This is a genomic window from Streptomyces sp. NPDC051180 (genome assembly GCF_040689545.1).
Classification (GTDB): Bacteria; Actinomycetota; Actinomycetes; order Streptomycetales; family Streptomycetaceae; genus Streptomyces.
The window spans coordinates 165,499-191,730 of record NZ_JBFBBC010000004.1; the positions used below are offsets into that span (position 1 = coordinate 165,499).

A 26,232-nucleotide genomic window follows, 5' to 3' on the forward strand; every position below is an offset into this window, starting at 1 on the left:
CCTCTGTTGTGACCGGTCCGCGTACGGCGCAAACAGTGCGGGTATCACCGTTTCGGGGCAGGGGGTTGGCCATCTGCCGCGGGCGTGCGAGGAGTTCGGGGATGACGACGCACTGGTACGAGGGGCCCCTGGCCGCTTTCGACACGGAGACCACCGGAGTCGACGTCGAGGGGGACCGGATCGTCTCGGCCGCCCTGGTCGTGCAGGACACGGCCGGGGCGCGGCCGCGGGTGACGCGCTGGCTGGTCAATCCGGGCATACCCGTGCCCGCGGAGGCCACCGCCGTCCACGGCCTGACGGACGATCACCTGCAGCGGAACGGCCGCTGGCCGGCTCCGGTGATGGAGGAGCTGGCGCGTGCGCTGGCCGAGCAGACCGCGGCGGGGCGTCCGCTGGTGGTGATGAACGCGCCCTTCGACCTGACGATCCTGGACCGCGAGCTGCGGCGGCACCGGGCGTCCTCGCTCGGCACCTATCTGGCGAGCACCCCGCTGTGCGTGCTGGACCCGCGGGTCCTGGACAAGCACCTGGACCGGTACCGCAAGGGCCGCCGGACCCTGACGGACCTGTGCGCGCACTACGAGGTGGAGCTGTCGGGCGCGCACGACGCGGCGGCGGACGCGACGGCGGCGCTGGACGTCGTCCGGGCGGTGGCGCGGCGCTTCTCGTCGCGGCTGGAGCGGCTGACGCCGACCGAGCTGCACACGCTCCAGGCGGTGTGGCACGCGGCGCAGGCCCGGGGCCTGCAGGCGTGGTTCAGCCGGCAGGGGACGCCGGAGACGGTGGACCCGGCGTGGCCGCTGCGGCCCGAACTGCGGACGGCCGCCTGACACACGGGGCGGACCGGCGGGCGGCCACATGACAGAGGCCGGTCCGTCTTTTGACGGACCGGCCTCTCCCGGTGGGCGATACTGGGATCGAACCAGTGACCCCTTCGGTGTGAACGAAGTGCTCTCCCGCTGAGCTAATCGCCCGGGAACGGGTTGAACCATACAGGCCCTCGCGCCCTTCGTTCAAACCGGACCGCCCACCCCCGGGGGCCGGCGGGCCCGGCCCCGCCCGCCGGGTGGGGGTACTCAGCCGGCGATCTGAGTACGTGGACGCATTCACGCCACGAGTGGCCGGGGCCACACTCCCGGTATGGACACTTCCCTGCCGCCTGCGGACGAGCTGGTTCTCGTCGACCGCGAGCTGGCCCAACTCGATTCCCGCCGGTCCCAGTTGCTGGCCAGGCGGGCCTGGCTGATCCGGGTGCTGTACGCGCCGGCCGCCGCCGCGACCCCGCCGCGCCCGCCGGTGGCGGACTCCACGCCGCGCGGCGCGCAGAACGTGCTGCTGACGCTGGGCGGGACGCTGCTGACGATCGCGGCGGTCGCCTTCACCCTGGTGAGCTGGGGCTCGATGGGGATCGGCGGCCGGTCCGCGGTGCTGTTCGCGGTCACCTCGGCGGCGCTCGCCGCCCCGGTGGCGCTGCTGCGCAAGGGCCTGGTGTCGACGGCCGAGTCGGTGGCGGCGCTGGGCCTGGTCCTGATGGTGCTCGACGCGTACGCGCTGCACCGGGTGGCGCTGCCGGGGTCGGACGGCCTGGCGTACACGGCGGTGGCGTCGGCGGTGCTCGCGGGTGCGTGGACCGCGTACGGTTCGGCGCTCTCCCGGCTGCGGATCCCGCTGCCGGTGGCGGCGGTCGCGGCGCAGCTGCCGCTGCCGCTGGGCGTGCTCGCGGCGGGTGGCGGCCCGACGGCCTTCGCGTGGGCGGCCCTCGTGACCGCCGGCGCGGACGTGGCGGCGGCCCTGTGGCTCCGCCCGGCGGCGGTGCGGGTCGTGGCCGCGACCGGCGCGGCCTCGCTCGGCGGCTGGTCCCTGCTGACCGGCGGATGGCTCTCGCTCTCCTCCCCCTGGACCGGCGCCCCGCTGCTGCTCACGGCCGCGGCCGCGCTCCTGTACGTCGGGCGGCGCGCTCCCGCGCTCGCGGCGGCGGCCTCCGTCGTCGCCGGTCTCGCCGCGGTGGCGGCGGTCGGCGGTCTGCTCCGCTCGGGCCTCCCGGCGGGGTGGGCGGTGCCGGGCTACGTGCTGTGCGGCCTGGCCCTCGCGGCGCTCGCGCTCGGCCGGGCATCCGGCGCCGTCACGGGCCCGGAGCGGGACGCGGGCGGCTCGGCCGCCGGGACGGCGCTGTCGCGCGGGGCCCGGCTGGGCCTCGCGGGCGCGGGAGCCGGCGTGGTCGGGCTCGGTGTCCTGTGGGCGCTGCCGCCCGTGGCGGCGGGGCTGCTCGGGCCGATGGCCCGGACGACGGAGGTGTGGTCGGGCGAGCACGCCGGGCGTGCGCTGACCTCGTACCCGGCGACCGCCGCACTGGTCCTCCTCGCGGCCGGCGCCTTCCTGGCGGCCGTGCCGCGGCTGTGGGCCCGCTGCGGAGTGCCGGCGCTGGCCTGGGCGCTCCTGACGGCCCTGCCGGTCTCCCTGGAGCTGCCGTACGCGGCGACGCTCGCCCTCCAGCTCCTCGTCACGGCGGCGGCCCTGTCGCTCGCCGTCCGGCCCGCGGTGCTGACCCGGGGCCTGCGCGCGGCGGAGACGTCCGGGCGCCCCGAGGCGGCCGCGACGGACGGTCCCGAGCGGGTCGGGGCGGCCGACGCCGCCGCGGAGCCGCGCGCGAAGGCCACCGGCGGAGCGGCGGGGTCGGGGGCGGCCTGGGGCGGCTGGTCGCCCTCGGCGGTCCGGCGGCCGACGAAGGCCGTGGACGCTCGCGCGGCGCTGGGCTGGAGCGCGTACGCCGGCGGGCTCGCGTCCGCGACGAGCGCGCTGGGGCTGGCCCTGGACGTGCGCGGGGCGACGTTCGCCGCGCTGGCGGTGCTCCTGGCGCTCTTCACGGGGGTCGCGGCGCTCGGCGCGGGCGGACGGCGGACGGTCTCCGCCTGTGCGGCGGTGCTGGTGGCGACGGGGCTGGTGTGCGCGGTGGCGGCGGCCGGCGGCCTGGAGGACCGGTGGACGGCTCTCGCCCTGCTCGTGGTCCCGGCGGCGACGGCCGCGGTGGGCGCGGTGACGCGGCCGGCACCGGTGGCCCTGGCGGTCGAGATCTCGGGCGCGGCCGTGGGGCTGCTCGCCCTGGGGATCGCGGCGTCCGACCCCGCCTTCCTGGCACTCGCGCTGGCGCTGGGCGGGGTGATCGCGGCGGCGACGGCGGTACGGCCCGAGCGGCGGCGGTTCGCCTCCTGGACGGCGGCGGCGCTGTTCCTGCTGGCGACCTGGGTGCGGCTGGCGGTCTCGGACGTGACGACCCCGGAGGCGTACACCCTGCCGGTGACGGTGCCGGCGCTGGTCGTCGGGTTCCTGCGGCGGCGCCGTGACGCGGAGGCGTCGTCCTGGACGGCGTACGGCCCCGGTCTCGCGGCGACGCTGCTGCCGAGCCTGGTGGCGGCGTGGACGGACCCGGAGTGGGCGCGTCCGCTGGTCCTGGGGGTGGCGGCGCTGGCGGTGACGCTGCTGGGCGCGCGGTTCCGGCTGCAGGCGCTGCTGGTGCTCGGCGGCGGGGTGCTGGTGATGGACGGGCTGCACGAGCTGGCGCCGTACGTCGTGCAGGCGGTGGGCGCGCTGCCGCGCTGGCTGCCGCCGGCCCTCGCCGGACTCCTGCTGCTCGCGGTGGGTGCCACGTACGAGCAGCGGCTGCGGGACGCCCGGCGGCTGCGGGAGCGGCTGGCGCGGATGCGGTGAGGAACGACGAAGGCCCGGAGACGGTGTTCCGTCTCCGGGCCTTCGTGCCGGGTGGTGGGCGATACTGGGATCGAACCAGTGACCCCTTCGGTGTGAACGAAGTGCTCTCCCGCTGAGCTAATCGCCCGGGCACACCCAGAACATTACCCCATGTCAGCGGGGCTCCCGAACCAGCGGCGGGTCACTGGTCGATCTTCCACGGCATGACGAAGCCGAACTTCCAGAGATAGACGCCGAGCAGGGCGGCGATGATCACCAGGCCGACGGTGGTGAGGATGATGTTCCTGCGGCGGACCTTGGGGTCGAGAGCGCGCTGTGCCGCCTCGGTCACCTTGCGCTTGGTCCAGCGGAGCACGAGCTGGGCCCAGACGAACTCGGTCGCCCAGATCGCCATGCCGCCGAAGATGACCAGCCAGCCGGGGCCGGGCAGGGGCAGCATCACCACTCCGGCGCCGACCACGGCGAGTCCCACGATGAAGACGCCGACCTGCCAGCTCACGTGCAGGCTCCGCCGGGACTTGATGAACTCCGGTGCGCGCGATCCCAGTTCGGCCTCCTGGCCGCCCGTGGACTCCCCGGCGCGCTCGTCACTCTCCGCATTCATGCCCTCCAACCTACCGGACGGGAGAGGGCCACCGGAATGGAGGTATTACCCAAAGTTACACGCGCCCATACGAGCTACCTGAACGACCACAAAACCGACAGAGGGGTTTACAACGCCACCGGAGGTGGCATGTCGATTTCGCCGACGTGCGAATCCCCGAGCGCACACTGAGCGAAAGGCCCTGGCGCTTATGAACACCACGGTCAGCTGCGAGCTGCACCTGCGCCTCGTTGTGTCGAGCGAGTCCTCACTGCCTGTACCCGCGGGCCTGCGGTATGACACGGCCGATCCCTATGCCGTGCACGCCACCTTCCACACCGGAGCCGAGGAGACGGTCGAGTGGGTCTTCGCCCGCGACCTTCTCGCCGAGGGGCTGCACCGGCCCACCGGCACAGGCGACGTCCGCGTCTGGCCATCCCGGAGTCACGGCCAGGGAGTCGTCTGCATCGCTCTGAGCTCCCCTGAGGGAGAAGCCCTGCTCGAGGCCCCGGCGCGGGCCCTGGAGTCGTTCCTGAAGCGGACCGACGCCGCCGTGCCACCGGGCACCGAGCACCGGCACTTCGATCTCGATACGGAGCTCTCCCACATCCTGGCCGACAGCTGAGCCAGGCCGAGAGCCGCACGGCGCCGTCCGACTCGGGGCGACGGCGCCGCGCGGACAGTCACACAGGCACGACATCCGGCGCTCCCACCGCGCAGCCGGCGCGGTGGTGGGCGCCGGTGTCATTTTCCCGGTCGCGCTAAAGTCAGCGCCATTCCGCAGGCGCCCGCCCGCGGCCGGCCAGGGAGCGAATCGTGCTGATTCCCCACGACACCCGGATCGCCCTCGACACCGTCGTCGATCTGATGAACACCGCGGCGCAGGGCGACCGCGCCGACGAGCTCGCGGATCTCCCCGGGCTGCACGCCTTCGTGAAGGCACACAAGATCAGCGACGTGGGAGACCTCGGAGCCGCCGACCTGCGGGCCGTGCGCGAGGTCCGCGACAAGTTCGCCGCGGTCTTCTCCGCTCCCGAGGCCCGGATCGCGGCCCCCCTGATCAACCAGCTGGTGGCGGGCGCGGGCACCACGCCGCAGCTCACCGACCACGACGGCTACGACTGGCACGTGCACTACTTCGCGCCGGGCGCCTCCGTGGCGGACCACCTCGCGGCCGACTGCGGCATGGCCCTCGCCTTCATCGTCGTGGGCGGCGAGCAGGAGCGGCTGCGGCGCTGCGAGGCCCCGGACTGCGGCCGGGCCTTCGTCGACCTGTCCCGCAACCGCTCGCGCCGCTACTGCGACAGCCGCACCTGCGGCAACCGCCTGCACGTCGCCGCGTACCGGGCGCGCCGCAAGGAGGCCGCGGGCTGACGGGCCCCGTCGGCGCGGCCCGTCACAGCACGAAGAGATCGTGCAGCGACGCCAGCAGGAGCAGGCATCCGATCACCCCGAGGAAGATCATCAGCGGCGGCTGCGAGAGGGCGAACAGACAGCCCTTGGGCTCGGCGGCGGGGGCTTCGGCGGAGGCGGGGACGGGTTCCCGCGAGGTATCCAGCATCTCGGGGGGATGATGGCGCACCGCGCACCCCGAGAATCCCGCAACACGCCCCATGGCAAAGGGTGTTCACCCCTTCCCGTGGATCACGGGAACGGGAATCGCCAGAAGTGATCAGATTCCGTGCTTCTTCAGAATCGCCTCGATGTCGCTGAAGTCGTCCGTCGGCGCCTGGGCTGACCGCGGCGGCGCCGCGGTCACCCCGCGCGAGGGCGACGAGGAGGACGGGGCGACGGCCCTCGGCTCGACTCCCCCGGTGGTCTGCGCGCGGCCGGCGCGTCGGCGCTCCACGGCCCGGGTGGACAGGAAGAGCAGCCACGCGGCACCGAGCACGCCGAAGCCGGCCCACGCCACCGGGCTGAACGCGGTGTCCGCGATCCACTCGACGGCGCCCGTCATCACCAGCCCGAGCGGCACCAGCGCGTAGGCCGCGATCCGCGCCGCGGACAGGAAACGCTTCCGGTAGGCCGCGACGGCGGCGATGCCCAGGCCCGCCGCGGACACCGCGGAGCAGATGGTCTCGGCGAGCATGCGGTCCTCCAGGTCCCGGGTGATACGTCCCTTCCATCCTGCACCGGGGGGACCGTCCGGGGCCACGCCCCGCGGCCCCTCTCAGGGAGATCTCCGGGTCGTCCCGGCCGGATCTCCTCCCCAGGTCCCGGTGAGGGAGACTGCTGTCATGAGTGACTCCACCACCGCACCCGCCTCCCCCGTCGTCCTGGAGGCGTGGTTCGACCTCCAGTGCCCCGACTGCTTCACGGCCCTCGACGACGTCCGCGCGCTCCGCGAGCGGTTCGGCGACCGGCTCGACGTACAGCTGCGCCACTTCCCGCTGGAGAAGCACAAGCAGGCGTACGCCGCCGCGCAGGCCGCGGAGGAGGCCGTCGAGCAGGGCAAGGGCTGGCCCTACGCGGAGGCGCTGCTCGCCAGGACCGCCGAGCTCGGCGACCGCGGCGAGCCGGTCCTGCTGGAGGTGGCCGCCGAAATCGGGCTGGACGCCGAGGAGTTCGACACCGCCCTGATCGACGGCAGGCATCTGCTGACCGTCGACGCGGACGAGGCGGAGGGCAAGGCGATCAAGGTCACCGGCACCCCGACCTATGTGATCGGCGGCGAGCGCCTGGACGGCGGCAAGAGCCAGGAGGGCCTGCGGGAGCGGATCGCGGAGATCGCCGACCGCCTCCTCGCGGGCTGACCCCCGGCGCTACCGCAGCTCCTTGGCGCTGTTGACGAGGGTCGTGCGGTAGCCCAGCGACTCGTAGAGCCGGATCGCCGGGGTGTTGCCCGCGAAGACGTGCAGTCCGATCCGGGTCTCCCCGGCCTCGCTCGCGACCCGCTCGGCGAGCAGCATGAGCGCCCGGCCGAGACCCCGGCCGCGCTGGTCCTCCTCGACCTCGATGTCGTACACGAAGGCGGCCCACCGGCCCGGTTCGAGCTCGATCCGGCCGGTCCACAGGAAGCCGGCGGGCCGCCCCTCGCGGACGACGACGTGGATCGCGACGCCCGGCGTGGCCAGCCCCTCCGGGAGGTACCGGCGGTGGCTGTCCTCGGCCTTGGTCCTGGCCTGCTCCTCGGGGACGCCCCGGTCGATCCAGCTCTGGGCGAAGCCCGCCTTGGCCCGCGCCTCCCACCGGCCGTACTCGCCCTCCGTCATCGGCCGGACCTCGATGCCCTCCGGCAGCGCCGGCGGCTCGGCGGACAGCTCCTTGACCATGTTCCGGCTGCGCTCGGTGTAGCCGAGCGCGCGGCCCATCCGCAGCGCCGCCTCGGCGTCCGCGGGCACCGATATCTGCACCTCGGCGCAGCCCCAGCCGCGCAGCACCTCCTCGGAGGCGAGCGCCGCGACCGTGCCCCGGCCGCGGCGCCGGTCCGGTTCGTCGACGCGCAGCTCGTCGATCACGCCGGAGGCGGCCCCGAAGCGGAGGTCGGTGGAGAGGCGGACCGCGCCGACGCGGCGGCTGTTCACGCACACGTCGTAGGTACGGGAACGGCCGCCGTCGGGCGTCTGCTGAAGCGGCTCGGCCGGCCGCAGGGTGGTGGTCATCAGAGGAGTTCTACCCACCCCGGGGCCGTCCGTCATCCGGATTTGCCCGGCTGCCCCGCGATCCGCGCCGGACGGTGGGCGCCTCCCTACGCCCCGCGCGGGTCGCGGTCGCGGGACGCGCGCTCGTCGAAGGCGCGCATCGCCTTGGCGGTGACCGGGCCGGGCGCGGGCGCCAGCTCGCGGGCGTCGACCCGGTGGACGGCCTGGACGTCGCGCAGGGTGGAGGTCAGGAAGATCTCGTCGGCGCTCTCCAGCACCTCCAGCGGAAGGTCCGCCTCCTCCGCCCCGGTCCACTCCACGGCGAGGGCGCGGGTGATGCCCGCGAGGCAGCCGGAGGAGACCGGCGGGGTGAGGATCCGGCCGTCGACGACGACGAAGACGTTGGAGCCGGTGCCCTCGCAGAGCTGCCCCACCGTGTTCGCGAAGAGGGCCTCGGAGGCCCCCTGCTCGCGCGCCCGGGCGAGGGCGACGACGTTCTCGGCGTACGAGGTGGTCTTGAGTCCGGTCAGCGCGCCGCGCTCGTTGCGCGTCCAGGGCACGGTGATCACCGCGGTGGAGTCGGGGCGGCGGCCGGTCTCGCCGAGGGCGACGACGAGGCTCGCGCCGGCGTCGCCGCGCTCCGAGCCGAGCGGCGAGAGCCCGCCGGTGTAGGTGATGCGGAGCCGGCCGAGCTCCATCGGGTTGGCCTCCAGGACGGCGGCGCAGGCGCGGCGGACCTCGTCGAGGTCCGGGTCGGGCAGGCCGAGGCCGCGGGCGGAACGGGTGAGGCGCTCCAGGTGGAGCGTGAGAGCAAACGTTTCTCCGCGCTCGGCCTTGACCGTCTCGAAGATCCCGTCGCCGACGGTCAGTCCGTGGTCCAGGACGGAGACCCGGGCGGTCTCCGCGTCGTGCAGCCCGCCGTTGACCCAGAGTTTCATCGAGAGATGGCCTTTCCGCTCGCCGCATGGGCGCCTGACTCGTAGGCGCCCGACGCTATCGCGACCAGCCGGGTCGCCTTCAGCTCGGTCTCCTCCCACTCGCGCTCCGGGTCGGACCCCCAGGTGATGCCGGCGCCGGTGCCGAAGCGGAGCACGCCCGCGGGACGGTCGATCCAGAAGGTGCGGATGCCGACCGCCAGCTCCGCCGTCCCCGCGTCGGCGTCGACCCAGCCGACGCCTCCGCAGTACGGGCCCCGGGGCGCGGCCTCCAGGGCCTCGATGATCCGCAGGGCGCTGGACTTGGGCGCCCCGGTGACGGATCCGGGCGGGAAGGTCGCGTCCAGCAGCTCGGGCCAGCCCGCGTCCTCGCGCAGGACGCCGGTGACGGTGGAGACGAGGTGGACCAGGCCGGGGTGCTCCTCGACGGCGCAGAGGGCGGGGACGGCGACGGAGCCGGTCTCGCTGACGCGTCCCAGGTCGTTGCGGACCAGGTCGACGATCATCACGTTCTCCGCGTGGTCCTTCGGGAGCAGGTCCGCCTCGGTGCGGCCGGTGCCCTTGATGGGGCCCGAGGAGATCAGCGCCCCCTCCCTGCGGAGGTAGAGCTCGGGGGACGCGGTCGCGATCTCCACACCGTGCGCGGGCAGGCGGATCGTCCCGGCGTAGGGGGCGGGGTTGCCGCGGGCCAGGAGTGCGGTGAGGGCGTCCACGTCGGCGGTGGCGGGGTCCGGCAGCGGCGCGGTCATCACCCGGCAGAGGTTCGCCTGGTAGACCTCGCCGCGCGCGATGTGCTCGCGCACGCGCCGGACGCCGGCGACGTACGCGGCGCGGTCGAGCGAGGACGTCCAGTCACCGGCGGCGGGTCCGCGCCAGGCGCCCGGGACGGGGGCGGGCACCGGGTCGGGCCGCACGTCTCCGAAGCGGGCGCAGGTGAGGCGCCCCTCGAAGTCCGCGCAGACGGCCCAGAAGCCGGCGGAGTCCAGGGCCTCGGGGTCGTGGGTGACGTCCCGGAGATCGGTCGCGACGAGGCCGCCGAAGCGGGCCAGAGGAGCAAGGTCGTGCACGCATCGAGTCTAGGTCCGGCGGCGCGGGGGCACGGGGTCGTGTGCCGAGGGGCGCACGGGAGCCCCGGGGCGACGGCTCCGCGCCACCTCCGGGACACGGCGAGTGAACGCCACGCGAACCCTCCGGACGGGACGGCCGACCGCCGCGAAGGGCTCGCAGGTCAGCACGCTGCGGAAACGCGTTTTTGTACTGGCCCAGGAATCCGCTAGAGTTCAACACGTCGCCGGGACGCGCAAGCGGAACGGAACCGACAAGCGGACGTGGCTCAGTTGGTAGAGCATCACCTTGCCAAGGTGAGGGTCGCGAGTTCGAATCTCGTCGTCCGCTCGATGTGGGGGATCTTCCCGAACCCCCGTATTCACTCCTGGTGGAGTGGCCGAGAGGCGAGGCAACGGCCTGCAAAGCCGTCTACACGGGTTCAAATCCCGTCTCCACCTCCAAGGACGATTAGCTCAGCGGGAGAGCGCTTCCCTGACACGGAAGAGGTCACTGGTTCAATCCCAGTATCGTCCACTGGACCTTCGGGTCCTGGGTCTTCGGATCCCCCGCGCGATTAGCTCAGCGGGAGAGCGCTTCCCTGACACGGAAGAGGTCACTGGTTCAATCCCAGTATCGCGCACACAGTTCCCGCACCTTCGGGTGCGTCCCGCGCGATTAGCTCAGCGGGAGAGCGCTTCCCTGACACGGAAGAGGTCACTGGTTCAATCCCAGTATCGCGCACCATCGAAGAAGCCCCCGGCCGCGTCTCGCGGTCGGGGGCTTCTTCGTGTGCGCCGACGGCAGCTGCGAGCGGCCGGCACCCACGGGCGCCGGCCGGCCGGAGGTCAGGAGGAGAAGAGCATCCGCCCGAAGCCGCGCTGGCGGTAGTGACCGCCGCCGTGGTGCCCGCCGTGGTGCGGGGCGCCCCACGCGGGGGCGGCGGGGGCGGGCTGCGCCGGGTAGGCGGCCGGCGGGGCGGGCGGGGCCTGCTGGGCCCACTGGGACTCCAGGCGCGTCAGGGCCTCCAGCTCGCCGAAGTCCAGGAATATGCCGCGGCAGCCGCTGCACTGCTCGATCTGGACGCCGTTGCGGTTGTACGTGTGCATGGCCGCATGACACTTGGGACACTGCATGCTCGGCTCAACTCCCTGACGTTGCCGTTCGAATGGTGCCTTCACCCTACGTGGACGCCGAAGCGGCCGAAACGGTTCGATCTCCGGCGATACGCGCACAGGTGTCGATCATCACGACCTCCACCTCGTCCAGCGGCCGGCCTTCGGCGGTGGACTTGGCCACGGCCAGCGCCGCCGTCTGGACCGTCAGGGCCCGGGCCGGGGCGTCGAGTCGCACCCAGGGGTCCGCACCCACCGCGGGACCGCCCGCCTCCAGATAGGCGCCGAGGAACCGCGACCACACCTCCGGTGGCAGGATGCCCGCGGCGAACCACGCGGCGGGACGCGCCAGGTCCCACGCCGGGTCGCCCAGACCCAGGTCGTCGACGTCGATCAGCCGCCACGGACCGGCCGACCGCCCCTGCGGAGCACCGACCCCGCGGACGAGTTGGCCCAGGTGGAAGTCGCCGTGACAGAGCGCCCGGTGCCCGGTTGCCGCCGGGTCGCGGGCGGGAAGCGTCCGCCATGCGGCGAGGACGGTGGCCGTCGCGGGGTGGCCCGCCGCCGCCCGGTTCATCCGCTCCACCGCCAGCTCCACCTTCACGGGGGCCCGCATCTCCGGCAGCCGCCCGGCCGTTGCCGGGGGCGGCGTCCGGTGGAGCAGGGCCAGGAGCCCGGCCGCCTCCTCCCACGGAGCGGCGTCCGGGTCCGCCGGGTCCACGGGCGGACCGTACGCCCAGAGACTGACCGGGCGTCCGCCCGGTACGCCGGGGCCGGAGTCGGGAAGCGGCAGCGGCGGCACGAGGACGCCGGCGACCTCGGCCCTCGCGGCGAGCGCGAGCCGTGCGCCGTGCTCCTCCGGATCCGTCCCCGGGGCGTGCGCCTTGGCGACGAGCCCGCCGTGCCGCACCACCGTCCCGTCCTCCCGGTCGGCGAGCACCCCGACGACGTCGCTCGGGCAGTCGCAGCGCCCGTCGGGGCCGTGGACCGCGTCGCGCGCGACGGCGGCGAGTCGGTCGAGCAGGGCTCCCGGACCGGTCCGCGCGAGCGGGATCGGGGTCGGGGCGGGCCGGGGCCGGGCGGGGATGTCCACGCGGGGAGCGTACGGGGTGGAGGGGGACGGCCACTCCCCCCCCGCCGGTCGCACGGCGGGGGCACGGACGTGCGTCGCACCGGCCGGCGCGGGGCGTCGGCGGGAGGGCGGCCCATCGCGCGAGAACGGCCCCTGCGGGCGGGGCGCCGGGGCGGGAAAGCGCGAGGGCCGGTCAGCTCCCCAGCTGACCGGCCCCACGCTGCCGTCCGCCGCACCCCCGTCCCCACGGGGTTGATGGCCGGATGTCCCGACCCGGGCCGCTCTCCCGGGTCCGGGGCGCCGCTCAGCGCCCCAGCATCACGCCCACGGACGACGCCTGTGTGACCACCGCGTCCCAGCCGCCGAAGACGACGACGAGAAGGGCCGCGAGAGGGAGGACCATGGCGGTGGCCACGAGGGGGTGGCGCTGGCCCGAAGGCCGGGTGCTCGTCCGCGGTGCCGTGAAGGCCATGGGTCCTCTCCTGTCATGTTCCGGCGCGGCGGGTGCGTGACCTCGGGGGACGAGTGCTGCACCCGCCGCTTGACCTCAAGACTAGGGAGCGGGGCGTGCCGGGACGTCATGCCCGCGTACCGACTTGCGGGCCTCCCGGAGGATGACGCCCGCCCGTGCGGCGTACTCCCCTGGGTGGAGACGGGGCCGCCGGAGCCGGGGTCTTCCCCGAGGGGAGGGGCTCAGGGACGTGACTTCGCTCACTTCCCGGGCCCCCGGTCTCGGATCGGGGCCGGCGGACCCGGCGGCCGGGCGCGCGGGCCGACCTGCGGCGTTCGCAACGGTCCGTCAAGTGATGTCCGGACAAAGGGGGTTGGCATGTGCCGACGGTCCGTGCGGGGTCGGGCCCCGCCCGTCAGCACTGACAATCGATCACGGCCGAGGGCGCGGCCTATGAGCACGTACGGGCGCCACTACGTAAGCTGTGCCACGTCGAACGGACGAGGGGACGGACATGGCGATGATGCGGCTCCGGCGCGAGGATCCGCGGATCGTCGGGTCGTTCCGGCTCCACCGCAGGCTGGGGGCCGGCGGGATGGGCGTCGTGTACCTGGGGTCCGACCGGCGCGGCCAGCGCGTGGCGCTGAAGGTGATCCGGCCCGATCTGGCCGAGGACCAGGAGTTCCGGTCCCGGTTCGCCCGTGAGGTCTCGGCGGCCCGTCGGATCCGCGGCGGGTGCACGGCCCGGCTCGTCGCCGCCGACCTGGAGGCCGAGCGCCCCTGGTTCGCCACCCAGTACGTGCCCGGCCCCTCGCTCCACGACCGGGTCGCCGAGGAGGGCGCGCTGCGCGCCGCCGACGTGGCCTCGATCGGGGCGGCCCTCTCGGAGGGCCTGGTCGCCGTCCACGAGGCCGGGGTGGTGCACCGGGACCTGAAGCCGTCGAACATCCTGCTCTCCCCCAAGGGCCCCCGCATCATCGACTTCGGCATCGCCTGGGCCACCGGGGCGAGCACCCTGACCCACGTGGGCACGGCCGTGGGCTCGCCCGGCTTCCTCGCGCCCGAGCAGGTGCGCGGCGCGGCCGTGACCCCGGCCACCGACGTCTTCTCGCTCGGCGCCACCCTGGCGTACGCGGCCATGGCGGACTCGCCCTTCGGGCACGGCAGTTCCGAGGTGATGCTCTACCGGGTGGTCCACGAGGAGCCGCAGCTGACCGGGGTGCCCGACGCGCTGGCGCCGCTGGTCCGGGCCTGTCTGGCCAAGGACCCGGAGGACCGGCCGAGCACGCTCCAGCTGTCGATGCGGCTCAAGGAGATCGCGGCGCGCGAGGCGCAGGGGCTGCCGGTCTCGCGGCCGCCCGTGCAGCGGGAGCGGACCGAGGAGCGTCACCAGGCCCGGCCGACGGAGCGGTACACCGAGCGGGACACCCGCGGCCGCGATCCCGAGCGCGGCACCGACCGTGAGCGCGCCGCCGACCGGGGCACGGACCGCGACCGGGCGGCCGGGCGCGGACCGGGTCCGTCGTCCCGGCCCTCCGGGGGCCCGCGGACCGGTGGCTCGCGCCCCCAGCAGCGGACCGGAACCCGGCCCGGCGCCCGTTCGACGTCGACAGGCCGCCGCCCCGCCAACCCCCGGCTGCTGCGGCAGCGCCTCTTCGTCTTCGTGGTCGTGACGCTGGTCGTGGCCCTGGGGATCGCCGCCGCGCAGGCCCTGCAGGGCTAGGGACTTCTCTCACGGCCCCTGCCGGGCCCGGTCCGGAGACCGGGGCGGGAGGTGGGGGTCAGGACTCCGGGCGGCCGGTGGCGACGGCGTAGAAGGCGACGGCCGCGGCCGCGCCCACGTTGAGGGAGTCGACGCCGTGGGCCATGGGGATGCGGACCCATTCGTCGGCGGCGCGCAGGGCCTGGGTGGAGAGGCCGTCTCCCTCGGCACCCAGCATCAGCGCCACCCGCTCCAGCTTGTGCGGGGCGGCCTCGTCGATGGAGGTCGCCTTCTCCGCGGGGGTGAGCGCGAGGAGCTTGAAGCCCGCTTCCCGGACGGTCTCCAGCCCGCGGGGCCAGGTGTCGAGACGGGCGTACGGGACGGAGAAGACCGCGCCCATGGAGACCTTGACCGAGCGCCGGTAGAGCGGGTCGGCACAGTCCGGGGAGAGCAGGACCGCGTCCATGCCGAGGGCGGCGGCGCTGCGGAAGATGGCGCCGATGTTGGTGTGGTCGTTGACCGACTCCATGATGACCACGCGCCGGGCGCCGACCAGCAGTTCGGCGGCGTCCGGGAGCGGCTTGCGCTGCATGGAGGCGAGCGCGCCGCGGTGCACGTGGTAGCCGGTGACGCGTTCGGCGAGGTCCGGCTGGATCGCGTAGACCGGTGCCGGGACCTCGTCGATGACGTCCCGCATGGCGTCGACCCACTTGGCGGAGAGCAGCATCGACCGCATCTCGTACCCCGCCTGCCGGGCGCGGCGGATGACCTTCTCGCCCTCCGCGATGAACAGGCCCTCGGCCGGCTCGCGTCTGCGGCGGAGCTCGACGTCGGTCAGGCCGGTGTAGTCGCGCAGGCGGGGGTCGTCGGGGTCGTCGATCGTGATGAGTTCGGCCACGAGGTGATACTGCCTTGTCCGGGGTGTGGTGCCAATGTGCGCGGGGTGCGGTTGTCGGTCGCGTCGTGCGGGTGGTCCCCGGTCACTTCACGAGTTTGCCCGGGCCCTCGGCGACGACCTCGCCGACGACGATGACGGCCGGCGGGCGGACCTCCTGCGCCTTGACGGTCTCCGCGACCGTCGCGAGCGTGGCGTCGACCCGGCGCTGGGCCGCTGTGGTGCCCTCCTGGATCAGGGCGAGCGGCGTCTCGGGGCTCTTGCCGTGGGCGACGAGCGCCTCGGCGATCTTCCCGATCTTGTCGACGCCCATGAGGATCACCAGGGTGCCGGTGAGCTTGGCGAGGGACGCCCAGTCGACGAGCGAGCGCGGGTCGTCGGGGGCGACGTGGCCGCTGACCACGGTGAACTCGTGGGCGACCCCGCGGTGGGTGACCGGGATGCCGGCCGCGCCGGGGACCGAGATCGAGCTGGAGATGCCGGGGACCACCGTGCAGGCGATGCCCTCCGCGGCGAGCGCCTGGGCCTCCTCCATGCCGCGGCCGAAGACGAACGGGTCGCCGCCCTTGAGGCGGACGACGGACCGGCCGGCCTTGGCGTGCTCGATGAGCGCGTTGTTGATGGCCTCCTGGGCCATGAAGCGGCCGTACGGGATCTTCGCCGCGTCGATCACCTCGACGTGCGGCGGCAGCTCGTCGAGGAGGTCGCGGGGGCCGAGCCGGTCGGCGATGACGACGTCGGCCTCGGCGAGGAGGCGCCGGCCCCGGACGGTGATGAGGTCCGGGTCGCCGGGGCCGCCGCCGACCAGGGCGACGAAGGGGGTACGGGCGCGGTGCGCCGGCGCGGCGATGGAGCCCTCGCGCAGCCCCTCGACGATCGCGTCGCGCACGGCGGCGGAGCGGCGGGGGTCGTGGCCGGTGAGCACGGCGACGGTGACGCCCGCGTCCCGGCCGGTGGCCGGGGTCCAGGCGGTGGCCGCCTCGGCGTCGTCGGAGCGCACGCACCAGGTGCGGGTCCGCTCGGCCTCCGCGGAGGCGGCGGCGTTCGAGGCCGGGTCGGTGGTCGCGACCAGCGCGTACCAGGCGTCGGCGAGGTCGCCGTCCTCGTACCGCCGCTTCGTCCAGCGGATCTCGCCGGCCTCGGCCATTGCCTCGACGGAGGGGGTGGCCGACGGGGAGATCAGCGTGATGTCGGCGCCGGCGGCGATCAGGGCGGGGAGCCGGCGCTGGGCGACCTGGCCGCCGCCGAGGACGACGACGCGGCGGCCGGCGAGGCGCAGTCCGACGGGGTAGGCGGGGTGCTCGGCGTTCTCGGCCATGGGTGAGCGGCTCCTCGGAGAGCGTGGCGGTGCGGGCGAGGGGGCCGCTGCGGCGGTGGAGCGGCGTGTGCCCCCTCACGATATCTGTGACCTGGGGTCGGCAGGGTGTGACGGATGTCCCGGTGGGGTCCGCGCGACCGCTGCCCGACCCGCGCGTCCCCCCGCGCGCCGGGGCGGGCGGGGGGACGCGTGGGCGGCGGTGCTACTTCTCGGTGACGCCCGCCGAGTCGAACGTGGCGACCTCGTGCATGGCGCGGGCCGCGCTCTGGACGAGCGGGAGGGCGAGCAGCGCGCCCGTGCCCTCGCCGAGGCGGAGGTCCAGGTCGACCAGCGGGCGCAGGCCCAGCTTGTTGAGGGCCGCCACGTGGCCGGGCTCGGCGCTGCGGTGGCCGGCGATGCAGGCCGCCAGGGACTCGGGCGCGATGGCCCGGGCCACGAGGGCGGCAGCGCCGGTGGAGACGCCGTCGAGGATGACGGGGGTGCGCAGCGAGGCGGCGCCCAGGACCAGGCCGACGAGGGCCGCGTGCTCCAGGCCGCCGACCGCCGAGAGGACGCCGATCGGGTCCGCCGGGTCCGGCTGGTGGAGTTCGAGGGCGCGGCGCACCACGTCGACCTTGCGGGCGTGCGTCTCGTCGTTGATGCCGGTGCCGCGGCCGGTGACCTCGGCGGCGTCGACGCCGGTGTAGACCGAGATGAGCGCGGCGGACGCGGTGGTGTTCGCGATGCCCATCTCGCCGGTGAGGATCGCCTTGTTGCCGGCGGCGACCAGGTCGCGGGCGGTCTCGATGCCGACCTCGATCGCGGCCAGCACCTCCTCGCGGGTCATCGCGAGGCCGGTGGTGAAGTCGCCGGTCCCGGGGCGGACCTTGCGCGGCAGCAGGCCGGGCGTGGCCGGAAGCTCGGAGGCGACGCCGACGTCGATGACGCAGACCTCGGCGCCGACCTGGTTGGCGAAGGCGTTGCAGACCGCTCCCCCGCCGAGGAAGTTGGCCACCATCTGGCCGGTGACCTCCTGCGGCCAGGGCGTGACGCCCTGGGCGTGGACGCCGTGGTCGCCGGCGAAGATCGCGACGGCCGCGGGTTCCGGGATCGGGGGCGGGCACATCCGGGAGAGGCCGGAGAGCTGGGCCGAGATGATCTCCAGCATGCCGAGCGCGCCGGCCGGCTTGGTCATCCGCTTCTGCCGCTCCCACGCCTCGCCGAGCGCCTTGGCGTCCAGCGGGCGGATGTTGGCGACGGTCTCCTGGAGCAGGTCGTGCGGCTCCTCGCCGGGCAGGGCGCGGCGGCCGTACGTCTCCTCGTGGACGACCCAGGCCAGCGGGCGGCGCTTGGACCAGCCCGCCTGGGCCAGCTCGGGCTCGTCGGGGAACTCGTCGACGTAGCCGACGCAGAGGTACGCGACGACTTCGAGGTGCTCGGGGAGGCCGAGGGCGCGGACCATCTCGCGCTCGTCGAAGAAGCTGACCCAGCCGACGCCGAGGCCCTCGGCGCGGGCGGCGAGCCAGAGGTTCTCGACGGCGAGGGCCGAGGAGTACGGGGCCATCTGCGGCTGCGTGTAGCGGCCGAGGGTGTGGCGGCCGCCGCGGGTGGGGTCGGCGGTCACGACGATGTTGACCGGGGTGTCGAGGATGGCCTCGATCTTCAGTTCCTTGAACTGCTTGGCCCGGGCCTTGGGCAGCGACTTGGCGTACGCCTCGCGCTGGCGCTGGGCCAGTTCGTGCATCGTCTGCCGGGTCTCGGCGGAGCGGATGACGACGAAGTCCCAGGGCTGCGAGTGGCCGACACTGGGGGCCGTGTGGGCGGCCTCCAGGACGCGGAGCAGCACCTCGTGCGGGATCGGGTCGGAGCGGAAGCCGTTGCGGATGTCGCGGCGCTCGCGCATCACGCGGAGGACGGCCTCGCGCTCGGCGTCGTCGTAGCCGGGGGCGGGGGCGCCCTGCGCAGGCTCCTCGCCGTCGGCGGCGGGGTCCGCGTCGGCCTCGGGGGCGACGTCGGCTGCGTCCGCGTCGGCCGCCGGGGCGGCCTCGGGGGTCTCGGCGACGGCCGGGGCCTGGACGTCGGCGTCGGCGGGCTCGTCGGTCGCCCCGGCCTGCGCGGCCACGTGCTCGACCGGCTCGACGGCCTCCTGGACGGCCTCGGCAGCGGCCTCGGGCGCGACGGCCTCGGCCGGCGGGGCGGCGGGAGCGGTCGGCTCCGGTGCCTCGGCGGCCACGGCCTCGGCGGCGGCTTCGGCCGGCGCGGGCTGGGGGGCCTGCTCGGGCCCGGCCTCGGGCACGTCCTCGGCGACCACGGGGATCTCGTCGGCGACCGCCTCGACGGGGGGCTCCTCGGGAGCAGGCTCCACCGGGGCCTCGGCGACGACGACGGGGGCGACGACCGGCTCGGCGACGAGCGCGACGGGCTCCGCGACCGGTGCGACGGGCTCCGCCGGCTGGGCCGGTACGTCGACGGGGGCGGGCTCGGGCGCGGCGGCGGCCACGGCGGGCGCGGGCTCGACGGCCTCGGCCGGCGCGGGGGCGACGGGCTCCGCGGCGGGCTCGGCCTCGCGCGGCGCGGGCACGGTGACCGCCTGGGCGTCGTCGGCGACGACGGCCGAAGGCTCGGCCTCTGCCTCTGCCTCTGCCTCGGGAGCGGTCTCCGCCGGGGTCTCGTCCGGGGTGCCGGGCACGCCCGCCACGACGGCCTCGGGGGCCACGACGTCGGTGCCCTGCGCCGCGTGCACGGCTTCGGGCGAAGCGACCGGCGCCTCGGCGACGGTCTCGGCCGGGGGTACTGCGGCGGCCTCGGGCGACGGGACCGGGGCCAGGTGCGGGGCGGTCGGGACGGAGCCCTCGACCTGGACGAACTGGCCGGTCGGCGGGACGACCGTTTCTGCGGGGAAGGCGGCCGGGGGCGCCACGGCCTCCTGCGGCTGCGCGGCCCACGGCTCGGCGCCCTGCGGCGCGAGCTGCTGCTCCTGCGGGACGTCGAAGTACTCGGGGCCCGTGGTGGGCGGTCCCGGGTTCCGCACGGGGACCGGCGCGGGCTCGGTGGCCACCGCCGGGACCGGCTGCGGGGCCGGGGCGGGTGCGGCGGCCGGGCCGCGGTCGGCCAGGGAGAGCACGACGCCGCCGGTGGCGTCGGGCACCGGCGGGCCCATGTGCAGCGGGCGGCGGGCGGGCGGCGGCACCTGGGCCGCGCCGGGCGCCGGCATGCGGACGCCGCCGAGGTCGACGGAGCCGGAGTCGCGGCCCGCGGCCTCGTGGGCGCCGGTGTCGAGGATGCCCGGCTCGTACCCGTGGTCGGTGGCGGCCTGCTCGTAGGGCGCCACGGGGACGCCGTGCGCCGGGGTGCCGGCGTGGCCGAGCGGGACGCCCTGCGCCGGGGTCTGGCCCTGCGGGGCCGTCAGCATGTCGGCGAGCGCGACCGAGTCGGCGAGCGGACCCGTGAGCGGGTCCGGCAGCGGATCGGTGAGCGGGTCGCCCATCGGGGCCGCGGGCTGCGGGACGCCCTGGTGGGGCGTCGCCTGGCCGGGGACCACGGGGGCGGTGTGCGGGGCCGGAACGGCGACCGGCGGCGCGGGCACGACGCCCGGCGGGTGCTCGCTCCAGGCGCCCTGCGCGCCGGGCATGAGAAGCAGGTCGTCGTCCTCGGTGGCGTGCTCGGAGGGGTCCAGGAAGGTGTACGCGCCCGGTGCGGGGATGCCCGGCTGCTCGACCATGCCTGCGTTCTCCGGCAGTCCCTCGCCCGGGACCTGGCCGGTGTCCGTCATGCGTACCCCTCGCCCATCGCTTGTGCTCCTAAGACTGCGCCCGTCTTTGACAACGAGCGCGCGCGCCGCGCGGCACGAAGGACGCGCGGACACCCACTCATTGTCGCGGTCCTCGGCCATCGTGGCAGGGAGATCCGCCACGGTGCGCTGTGGACTGCGCCACGTCGCGCGGTCCCCCCTTGTCCCGTACCACATCAGCGACACAAAGGAGCCACCAATTCAGGACATTGACACACAGAGCGTCGAACGTCCGGGTCCGGTACAACAATCGGCCAGCCTACCCTGCCCCGGTGGGGCGGCCTGGTCACGGGGCTCGGTCGATCCTGCGTCCGGACAGCAGGAAGACGACCGAACGGTCGCGTTCCGACCAGTCGGCGGGATCGAGGCCGACGGTCTGGAGCAGGAGGCTCTCCACGGCGTAGCCGCCGTCGTCGAGGGCCGCGCCGATGGCCTCGGCCTCGTCGCGGGTGGAGGCGTGGGCGACGATCCGTTCCGGACGCCGGTCGGTGCAGGCCCGGACGACGGGGACCCCGCCGCCCGCGACCCGGACGACGTCGGGTTCGGGGAGGCTCTCCAGGACGTGCGGGGCGCGGCCCGGGACGGCCTGGAGGGGGACGCCGTGACGGCGGGCGGTCGCCTCGGTGCGGGCGCAGGCCGCGGGGTCGGCGTCCACGGCGATGACGGCGGCGCCGAAGCGGGCCGCCTCGACGGCGAAGGCCCCTCCGGCGCAGCCGATGTCCCAGACGAGGTCGCCGACGCGGGGGCCGAGGCGGGCCAGTTGGGCAGCACGCAGCGCGGGATCCTCGCCGGCCGTGGGCCGCGCGCCGGCCGGCGCGGAGGGTACGGCGCCGGGGCGGTGGCCGTCGGGGGCGTACTCCTCCGGGGGCAGCCCCCAGCCGCGTACGGGAAGGGCGGCCGGGTCCTGGCCCGTCAGCCAGGTGCCGCCGGGGGTGACGGCGCCGGTGCTGCCGCCGCCGATGACGAGGACGACGTTGGGGTCGCGCCAGACGTGGTCGGCGGCCTTGTCGGAGGTGAGGACGGAGACCTGCTCGCGGTCGGTGCCCAGCTCCTCGCAGACGACGAAGGTGCGGTGGACCCCGTCGAGGAGGAGGGCCAGTTCGGCCGGCCCGGCACCGGGCGAGGTGAGGACGGCGACCTTGGGGTGGGCGCGGCAGACGTTGACGGCGCGGCGCAGGGTGCGCTGGTGGGCGACGACGACACGGGCGTCCTCCCAGGGCATGCCGGCCCGCGCGAAGGCGGCGGCGACCGCGGAGACGGCGGGCACGACCTCGATCTCCAGGCCGTGTTCGGGCGCGCGCAGGGTGCGGACGACGCCGAAGAAGCCGGGGTCCCCGTCGGCGAGGACGACGGCGGTGCCGCGGTGGCCGGCGATGCGGCGGGCGGCGAGGTCGACGCTGCCGAGGCGGATGCGCTCGGCGTCGGGCGGGACCTCGGGCAGCGCCAGGTGGTGGGCCGCGCCGGCCACCAGGGTGGCGGCGGAGAGAGCGGACCGGGCCGCCTCCGTGAGGGGCGAGCCGTCCCAGCCGATCACCGTGACGCGGTCGGCCATGGTCGTCTGTCTCCTGTGGTGTTGTCGCAGGTCGGGGGCGTTCCGAGGGTACCCCGGTGAGCGTCCGCGGGGCTCAGCTCCAGTCGGTGTACGAGGAGTACCCGGCCTCGGCCATGTGGTCGGCGACGTCGTCGAGGTCCTCGGGGAGGAGGCCCCAGACGATGAAGTCGGTGCGCAGGTCGGTCCACTCGCCGTCCTCGGTGCGGGTGCGGGCTATGCAGGCGTTGCGCAGGACGCCCTCGCTGATGCAGCCGATCTTCTGGGCGACCTGCTGCGAGGCGGTGTTGTCGGCGGCGGTGCGCAGCTCGATCCGTTCGAACCTCTGGTCGCCGAAGAGCCACCGGGCGGTGGCGAGCGCGGCCTCGGAGGCGTATCCCTCGCCGCGGGCCCAGGGGGCGACGATGTAGGAGAGTTCGGTGGAGCGGACCCGCCAGTCGGTCCTGGCCAGCTGGACGATGCCGACCAGGCGCTGGGTGAGGAACTCCGTGACGGCGAGGTCGATGCCCCGGCCCGCGGCGCGTTCGGCGGGCGCGTACTCGGTGATCCAGGTGCGGGCGGCCGCCTCGGTGTAGGGCTGGGGCACCGCGGTCCAGGCGCCGACGAGTTCGTCGTTCATCATCTCGGCGAGGGCGGGGGCGTCCGCCTCCTCGAGCGCGCGCAGCACCAACCGGTCCGTGTTGATGGAGATGTCCGGAAAGGTGGTAGTCATGCGCAGCTCCATGCCGTGAACCGTCCGAATCGACCGTGAACGCACAGCATGCAGCATGCGACCGCCTGTGCGCATGGCCGGGTCGGGTGTCGGGTGGGGGTACGGCGAAGGCCCCGCGCACCGGACGGGATGCGGGGGCCTTCGCACAAGGACTGTACGGGGGAACCGGTCTGACGGTCCCTCGGACGCCGGGTGTTACTTGACGGCGCCGAAGGCCGGGATGACCGAGCCCTTGTAGGTGTCCTCGATGTACTTCTTCACCTCGGGCGAGTTGAGGAGCTCGGCGAGCTTCTGCACGCGGGCGTCCTTCTCGTTGCCCTCCTTGACGGCGAGGAAGTTGGCGTACGGGTTGCCGTCCGCCTTCTCCAGGACGAGGGCGTCCTTCGCCGGCTCCAGCTTGGCCTCGATGGCGTAGTTGCCGTTGATGACGGCGGCGTCCACGTCGTTCAGGGCGCGGGGCACGGTGGCGGCCTCCAGCTCCTTGAACTCCAGGCCCTTCTTGTCGGTGATGTCGGAGAGCTTGGCGTTGGTGCCGACGCCCGGCTTGATGGTGATCAGGCCGTTCTCCGCGAGCAGCTGGAGCGCGCGGCCGCCGTTGGTGGTGTCGTTGGGGACGGCGATGGTCTGGCCGGGCTTGATGTCCTTCACCGACTTGAGGCTCTTGGAGTACAGGCCCAGCGGCTCCAGGTGGACGTTGACCACGGGGACGATGGTGGTCTTGTTCTTCTGGTTGAAGTCGTCGAGGTACGGCTTGTGCTGGAAGAAGTTGGCGTCGACCTGGCCGGACTGGGTGGCGGTGTTCGGCAGGACGTAGTCCGTGAACTCCTTCACCTCCAGCTTCAGGCCGGCCTTCGCGGCCAGGTTGTCCTTGACGAAGTTGAGGATGTCGGCGTGCGGCGTCGGGGACGCGGCGACGACGAGGGGCTTGTCGGCGGAGCCGGCCGCGTCCTTGGCGGAGGACGGGTCCGAGGAGGTGCCGCAGGCGGTGAGGCCCAGGGCGAGCGCTGCGGTGGTGGCGAAGCCGGCGGTGAGCTTGATGTTCTTACGCACGAAGAGTGCCTCTTTCAGGTGGTGCGGTGGACGCCTGGACAACAAGTCCGGGCTGTTCTTCGAAGGACGAAGTCGGTGGGCGGGGCGGGACGGCTCAGGCCGTGCGGCCCCGGCGGGCGAGGAGTCGGACGACTCCGTCGCCGATGAGCTGGACGACGGTCACGATGAGGACCAGGACGACGACGGTGACCAGCATGAAGGTGGTGTCGAAGCGCTGGTATCCGTAGGTGACGGCCTTGGAGCCGAGGCCCTCGCCGCCGACCGCGCCGGCCATCGCCGAGTAGCCGATGAGGACGATCACGGTGGTGGTGACGCCCGAGATCAGCGAGGGCAGGGCCTGCGGGAGCAGCACCTTGCGGACGATGGTGGGGATGCCTCCGCCCATGGCCTGGACGGCCTCGACGAGCCCGTGGTCGACCTCGCGGACGGCGGTCTCGACGAGGCGCGCGAAGAAGGGGATGGCGCCGATGGCGAGCGGCACGATCATCGCGGTCGGGCCGATGAAGGTGCCGACGACGAAGGTGGTGAAGGGGATCAGGGCGATGAGCAGGATGATGAAGGGCAGCGAACGCCCGACGTTCACGATCGCACCGACGACCTTGTTCACCGGCCGGTTCTGCAGCAGTCCGCCCTTGTCCGTGAGGACGAGGAGGATGCCGAGCGGCAGGCCGCCGAGCACGGTGACGACGGTGGCCCACAGGACCATGTAGAGGGTGTCGACGGTGCCCTGCTCCAGCAGCGGCTGCATCTCGGACCAGGTCACTTGGCACCTTCCTTCACCAGTACGGGCGCGGCGGCGGTGTCCGGCGCGTCCTCGACGATCTCCACCTGGAGGCCCTGCTCGCGCAGGAAGCCGACCGGGACGACGTTGTCCTCGTACCGCCCGGGCAGTTCGATCCGCATCCGGCCGATCTGCCTGCCGCCGACCGTGTCCATCGCCGCCCCGAGGATCGAGATGTCGATGTTGTAGGTGCGGGAGAGCTGGGAGATGACCGGCTGGGTGGCGGCCTCGCCGTGGAAGGTGACGTCGACGACGGTCCGGTCGGGGCCGGTGGCGGCGCCGCCGACCGGGAAGAGCTCGGCGGCCAGCTGGGAGCCGGGGGTGGCGAGCAGTTCGCCGACGGTGCCGGACTCGACGATCCGGCCGTGCTGCATGAGCGCGGCGGAGTCGCAGATGGTCTTGACGACGTCCATCTCGTGCGTGATGAGCAGGACGGTGAGGCCCAGCTGCCGGTTGAGGTCGCGCAGCAGCTGGAGGATGGAGCGGGTGGTCTCCGGGTCGAGGGCACTGGTGGCCTCGTCGGAGAGGAGGACCTTGGGCTCGCCGGCGAGGGCGCGGGCGATGCCGACGCGCTGCTTCTGGCCGCCGGAGAGCTGGCCCGGGTAGGACTTGGCCTTGTCGGCGAGGCCGACGAGGTCGAGGAGTTCGAGGGCCCGGCGGGAGCGCTCGGCGCCGGGGACGCCGAGGATCTCCAGGGGGAGTTCGATGTTGTCCTTGACCGTGCGGGAGGACAGCAGGTTGAAGTGCTGGAAGACCATGCCGATGCTGCTGCGTGCCCGGCGCAGGTCCTTGCCCGCGCGGCGGCCCTTGCCGGCGAGGGCGGTGAGGTCGACTCCGTCGACGGTCACGGTGCCGGAGGTGGGGCGCTCCAGGAGGTTGACGCAGCGGATGAGCGAGGACTTGCCGGCGCCGCTCTGGCCGATCACGCCGAACACCTCGCCCTCGCGGACGTGGAGGTCGACGCCGTCCAGAGCGGTGACCTGTCGGCCGCGCGACTCGTAGACCTTGGTCAGGCCCGAAGTGGTGATCACAGGGGTTTCCGTCACTGTCGAGTGCGCGGCGCGGGGTCCGCCGGGCACGGGGCATTCGTCATTTCGGACAGTCAGGCGCACGGAAGGCCGGTCCGGCGGGTGGCCGGGGAGGCGGCGGGTGCGCGGGACGGGCACGGTCCACCGCCGGAAGGCGGGTGGATCGGCACGGCCGTCGGGTCTCGCTTCGGGGCGCGAAACTCAGGCGGGGGCCCTCAGAAGGCGCACATTCGACACATACAACGAGCACCGGGCGTCGTGGTCGCCTCGGTCGCAAGGGTGCGGCTGCTCGTCGTGGTCATGTCTGCAAGTAAAACATGCGCAGCTGCGAACACCAGGGGCGTGTCCGAATAGCGGACGCTGTTGAGACGCCATGCGGACACGGCTCCGACCGGCGCGGACCCCTCGTTCCCGTGCGCCGCCTGCGGGGACGGGGCGGCCGGAGCGGGGGCGGGGAGGGTGTCGCGGGCCCCGGGGCGGGCGCCCGTTGTGGCCAAGGCCACGCTCCGCCCGGCCCTCTCCCCCGGGCCGGGGGGCGGGCGCATCGGGCCCTTCGGGCCGTAATACCCTCGGGCGCATGCTTGACGCCCTGACGGTCGCGGTCTCCGTGGCCGCGCTCGCCCTCGCCGCCTGGTGCGGCTTCGCCGCCTTCCGGGACCAGTCCACCAAGGACTGGCACTTCATCGGCATGGCCGTCGTGACGTTCCTCGTCCTGGTCCAGCTGGTCGTCGGCATCGTGCAGCTGGCGCGCGGCGAGAAGGCGGAGGAGGGGACGACGATCTTCGTCGCCTATCTGCTCGGCGCGCTGTGCGCGGTGCCCATCGCCGGCTTCATGTCGCTCGCGGAGCGGAGCCGCTGGGGTTCGGCGACGGTGGCGGCGGGCGCGGTCGTGCTGGCCGTGCTCGAAGTGCGTCTCTACGACATCTGGACGGTGGGCTGACC

Annotated in this window: 24 protein-coding genes and 7 tRNA genes; 12 read left to right on the forward strand and 19 right to left on the reverse strand. The window is 74.3% G+C overall.

Annotation, left to right across the window (positions count from 1 at the left end; translation table 11 throughout):
* Nucleotides 1-101 precede the first annotated feature (101 nt).
* On the forward strand, nt 102-830 hold the full coding sequence (locus AB0424_RS09800) for a 3'-5' exonuclease (protein ID WP_366303638.1): 729 nt from the start codon (nt 102-104) through the stop codon (nt 828-830).
* A 72-nt stretch (nt 831-902) separates the two neighbouring features.
* Here AB0424_RS09800 and AB0424_RS09805 read toward each other — a convergent pair.
* Nucleotides 903-974, reverse strand: a tRNA-Val gene (locus AB0424_RS09805).
* A 166-nt stretch (nt 975-1,140) separates the two neighbouring features.
* Here AB0424_RS09805 and AB0424_RS09810 point away from each other — a divergent pair.
* A complete protein-coding gene (locus AB0424_RS09810; protein WP_366303640.1) occupies nt 1,141-3,705 on the forward strand; it encodes a hypothetical protein in 2,565 nt (854 codons plus the stop codon).
* Between the two features lie 52 nt (nt 3,706-3,757).
* Here AB0424_RS09810 and AB0424_RS09815 read toward each other — a convergent pair.
* Nucleotides 3,758-3,832, reverse strand: a tRNA-Val gene (locus AB0424_RS09815).
* Between the two features lie 54 nt (nt 3,833-3,886).
* Nucleotides 3,887-4,309 (reverse strand): TIGR02611 family protein, encoded by a 423-nt coding sequence (locus AB0424_RS09820; protein ID WP_366303642.1) that lies wholly within the window; start codon nt 4,307-4,309, stop codon nt 3,887-3,889.
* A gap of 190 nt (nt 4,310-4,499) precedes the next feature.
* Between AB0424_RS09820 and AB0424_RS09825 the strand changes: the two genes are divergently transcribed.
* A complete protein-coding gene (locus AB0424_RS09825; RefSeq protein WP_015032345.1) occupies nt 4,500-4,913 on the forward strand; it encodes an SsgA family sporulation/cell division regulator in 414 nt (137 codons plus the stop codon).
* Nucleotides 4,914-5,104: 191 nt separating this feature from the next.
* Nucleotides 5,105-5,662, forward strand: coding sequence for a CGNR zinc finger domain-containing protein (locus tag AB0424_RS09830; RefSeq protein ID WP_366303644.1), 558 nt, complete (start codon nt 5,105-5,107; stop codon nt 5,660-5,662).
* A gap of 22 nt (nt 5,663-5,684) precedes the next feature.
* On the opposite strand, the gene AB0424_RS09835 is transcribed toward AB0424_RS09830, so the two are convergent.
* Both AB0424_RS09835 and AB0424_RS09840 read right to left on the reverse strand, forming a co-directional pair.
* Nucleotides 5,685-5,849, reverse strand: a complete 165-nt coding sequence (locus AB0424_RS09835) for a hypothetical protein (RefSeq protein ID WP_366303646.1) — start codon at nt 5,847-5,849, stop codon at nt 5,685-5,687.
* A gap of 111 nt (nt 5,850-5,960) precedes the next feature.
* Nucleotides 5,961-6,377, reverse strand: coding sequence for a hypothetical protein (locus AB0424_RS09840; RefSeq protein ID WP_366303648.1), 417 nt, complete (start codon nt 6,375-6,377; stop codon nt 5,961-5,963).
* Between the two features lie 148 nt (nt 6,378-6,525).
* On the opposite strand from AB0424_RS09840, the gene AB0424_RS09845 reads away from it, so the two are divergent.
* Nucleotides 6,526-7,041: a DsbA family protein gene (locus AB0424_RS09845; RefSeq protein ID WP_366303650.1), complete on the forward strand. Its 516-nt coding sequence runs from the start codon at nt 6,526-6,528 to the stop codon at nt 7,039-7,041.
* 9 nt (nt 7,042-7,050) lie between these two features.
* On the opposite strand, the gene AB0424_RS09850 is transcribed toward AB0424_RS09845, so the two are convergent.
* The 3 genes from AB0424_RS09850 to AB0424_RS09860 all read right to left on the reverse strand — a co-directional run bounded on the left by AB0424_RS09850 (nt 7,051) and on the right by AB0424_RS09860 (nt 9,871).
* Complete coding sequence (locus AB0424_RS09850; protein ID WP_366303652.1) at nt 7,051-7,890, reverse strand: GNAT family N-acetyltransferase; 840 nt, start codon at nt 7,888-7,890, stop codon at nt 7,051-7,053.
* Between the two features lie 86 nt (nt 7,891-7,976).
* Entirely contained in the window at nt 7,977-8,807 is an 831-nt protein-coding gene (locus AB0424_RS09855) for an aminodeoxychorismate lyase (RefSeq protein WP_366303654.1), read from the reverse strand.
* Complete coding sequence (locus AB0424_RS09860; RefSeq protein ID WP_366303656.1) at nt 8,804-9,871, reverse strand: chorismate-binding protein; 1,068 nt, start codon at nt 9,869-9,871, stop codon at nt 8,804-8,806. Before AB0424_RS09860 ends, AB0424_RS09855 begins: the two co-directional genes overlap by 4 nt.
* 255 nt (nt 9,872-10,126) lie before the next feature.
* Between AB0424_RS09860 and AB0424_RS09865 the strand changes: the two genes are divergently transcribed.
* The 5 genes from AB0424_RS09865 (at nt 10,127) to AB0424_RS09885 (ending at nt 10,595) form a co-directional block, all read left to right on the forward strand.
* Nucleotides 10,127-10,199 (forward strand) — tRNA-Gly (locus tag AB0424_RS09865).
* A gap of 39 nt (nt 10,200-10,238) precedes the next feature.
* Nucleotides 10,239-10,312 (forward strand) — tRNA-Cys (locus tag AB0424_RS09870).
* A 1-nt stretch (nt 10,313) separates the two neighbouring features.
* Nucleotides 10,314-10,385 (forward strand) — tRNA-Val (locus tag AB0424_RS09875).
* Between the two features lie 34 nt (nt 10,386-10,419).
* Nucleotides 10,420-10,491 (forward strand) — tRNA-Val (locus tag AB0424_RS09880).
* 29 nt (nt 10,492-10,520) lie between these two features.
* Nucleotides 10,521-10,595 (forward strand) — tRNA-Val (locus tag AB0424_RS09885).
* A 101-nt stretch (nt 10,596-10,696) separates the two neighbouring features.
* Here the strand turns inward: AB0424_RS09885 and AB0424_RS09890 are convergent.
* From AB0424_RS09890 to AB0424_RS09900, 3 genes are all read right to left on the reverse strand, one after another.
* Nucleotides 10,697-10,984 carry a zf-TFIIB domain-containing protein gene (locus AB0424_RS09890; protein WP_366303658.1) on the reverse strand — a complete coding sequence of 96 codons (288 nt, stop codon included), beginning with the start codon at nt 10,982-10,984 and terminating at the stop codon, nt 10,697-10,699.
* A gap of 46 nt (nt 10,985-11,030) precedes the next feature.
* Nucleotides 11,031-12,050 (reverse strand): aminoglycoside phosphotransferase family protein, encoded by a 1,020-nt coding sequence (locus AB0424_RS09895; RefSeq protein ID WP_366304146.1) that lies wholly within the window; start codon nt 12,048-12,050, stop codon nt 11,031-11,033.
* Nucleotides 12,051-12,339: 289 nt separating this feature from the next.
* Nucleotides 12,340-12,507 (reverse strand): hypothetical protein, encoded by a 168-nt coding sequence (locus AB0424_RS09900; protein ID WP_362564892.1) that lies wholly within the window; start codon nt 12,505-12,507, stop codon nt 12,340-12,342.
* A gap of 493 nt (nt 12,508-13,000) precedes the next feature.
* Here AB0424_RS09900 and AB0424_RS09905 point away from each other — a divergent pair, with 493 nt between their 5' ends.
* On the forward strand, nt 13,001-14,209 hold the full coding sequence (locus tag AB0424_RS09905) for a protein kinase (protein ID WP_366303660.1): 1,209 nt from the start codon (nt 13,001-13,003) through the stop codon (nt 14,207-14,209).
* 58 nt (nt 14,210-14,267) lie between these two features.
* On the opposite strand, the gene AB0424_RS09910 is transcribed toward AB0424_RS09905, so the two are convergent.
* The 8 genes from AB0424_RS09910 to AB0424_RS09945 all read right to left on the reverse strand — a co-directional run bounded on the left by AB0424_RS09910 (nt 14,268) and on the right by AB0424_RS09945 (nt 25,341).
* Nucleotides 14,268-15,086: an RNA methyltransferase gene (locus AB0424_RS09910; RefSeq protein ID WP_366303662.1), complete on the reverse strand. Its 819-nt coding sequence runs from the start codon at nt 15,084-15,086 to the stop codon at nt 14,268-14,270.
* Between the two features lie 82 nt (nt 15,087-15,168).
* Nucleotides 15,169-16,401 (reverse strand): uroporphyrinogen-III C-methyltransferase, encoded by a 1,233-nt coding sequence (gene cobA, locus AB0424_RS09915; RefSeq protein WP_366303664.1) that lies wholly within the window; start codon nt 16,399-16,401, stop codon nt 15,169-15,171.
* Between the two features lie 202 nt (nt 16,402-16,603).
* The gene (gene cobT / locus AB0424_RS09920; RefSeq protein ID WP_366303666.1) at nt 16,604-20,152 is read right to left on the reverse strand and encodes a nicotinate-nucleotide--dimethylbenzimidazole phosphoribosyltransferase; all 3,549 of its coding nucleotides are present in this window, start codon (nt 20,150-20,152) and stop codon (nt 16,604-16,606) included.
* A gap of 304 nt (nt 20,153-20,456) precedes the next feature.
* On the reverse strand, nt 20,457-21,722 hold the full coding sequence (gene cbiE / locus AB0424_RS09925; RefSeq protein ID WP_366303668.1) for a precorrin-6y C5,15-methyltransferase (decarboxylating) subunit CbiE: 1,266 nt from the start codon (nt 21,720-21,722) through the stop codon (nt 20,457-20,459).
* Between the two features lie 73 nt (nt 21,723-21,795).
* Nucleotides 21,796-22,431, reverse strand: a complete 636-nt coding sequence (locus tag AB0424_RS09930) for a GNAT family N-acetyltransferase (protein ID WP_366303670.1) — start codon at nt 22,429-22,431, stop codon at nt 21,796-21,798.
* Between the two features lie 195 nt (nt 22,432-22,626).
* The gene (locus AB0424_RS09935) at nt 22,627-23,481 is read right to left on the reverse strand and encodes a MetQ/NlpA family ABC transporter substrate-binding protein (RefSeq protein WP_366303672.1); all 855 of its coding nucleotides are present in this window, start codon (nt 23,479-23,481) and stop codon (nt 22,627-22,629) included.
* A gap of 94 nt (nt 23,482-23,575) precedes the next feature.
* Nucleotides 23,576-24,244, reverse strand: coding sequence for a methionine ABC transporter permease (locus AB0424_RS09940; RefSeq protein WP_366303674.1), 669 nt, complete (start codon nt 24,242-24,244; stop codon nt 23,576-23,578).
* On the reverse strand, nt 24,241-25,341 hold the full coding sequence (locus tag AB0424_RS09945; protein ID WP_366303676.1) for an ATP-binding cassette domain-containing protein: 1,101 nt from the start codon (nt 25,339-25,341) through the stop codon (nt 24,241-24,243). The genes AB0424_RS09940 and AB0424_RS09945 overlap by 4 nt, the downstream gene beginning before the upstream one ends.
* Before the next feature lie 526 nt (nt 25,342-25,867).
* On the opposite strand from AB0424_RS09945, the gene AB0424_RS09950 reads away from it, so the two are divergent.
* Nucleotides 25,868-26,230, forward strand: a complete 363-nt coding sequence (locus AB0424_RS09950) for a hypothetical protein (RefSeq protein WP_366303678.1) — start codon at nt 25,868-25,870, stop codon at nt 26,228-26,230.
* The last annotated feature ends 2 nt before the right edge of the window (nt 26,231-26,232 follow it).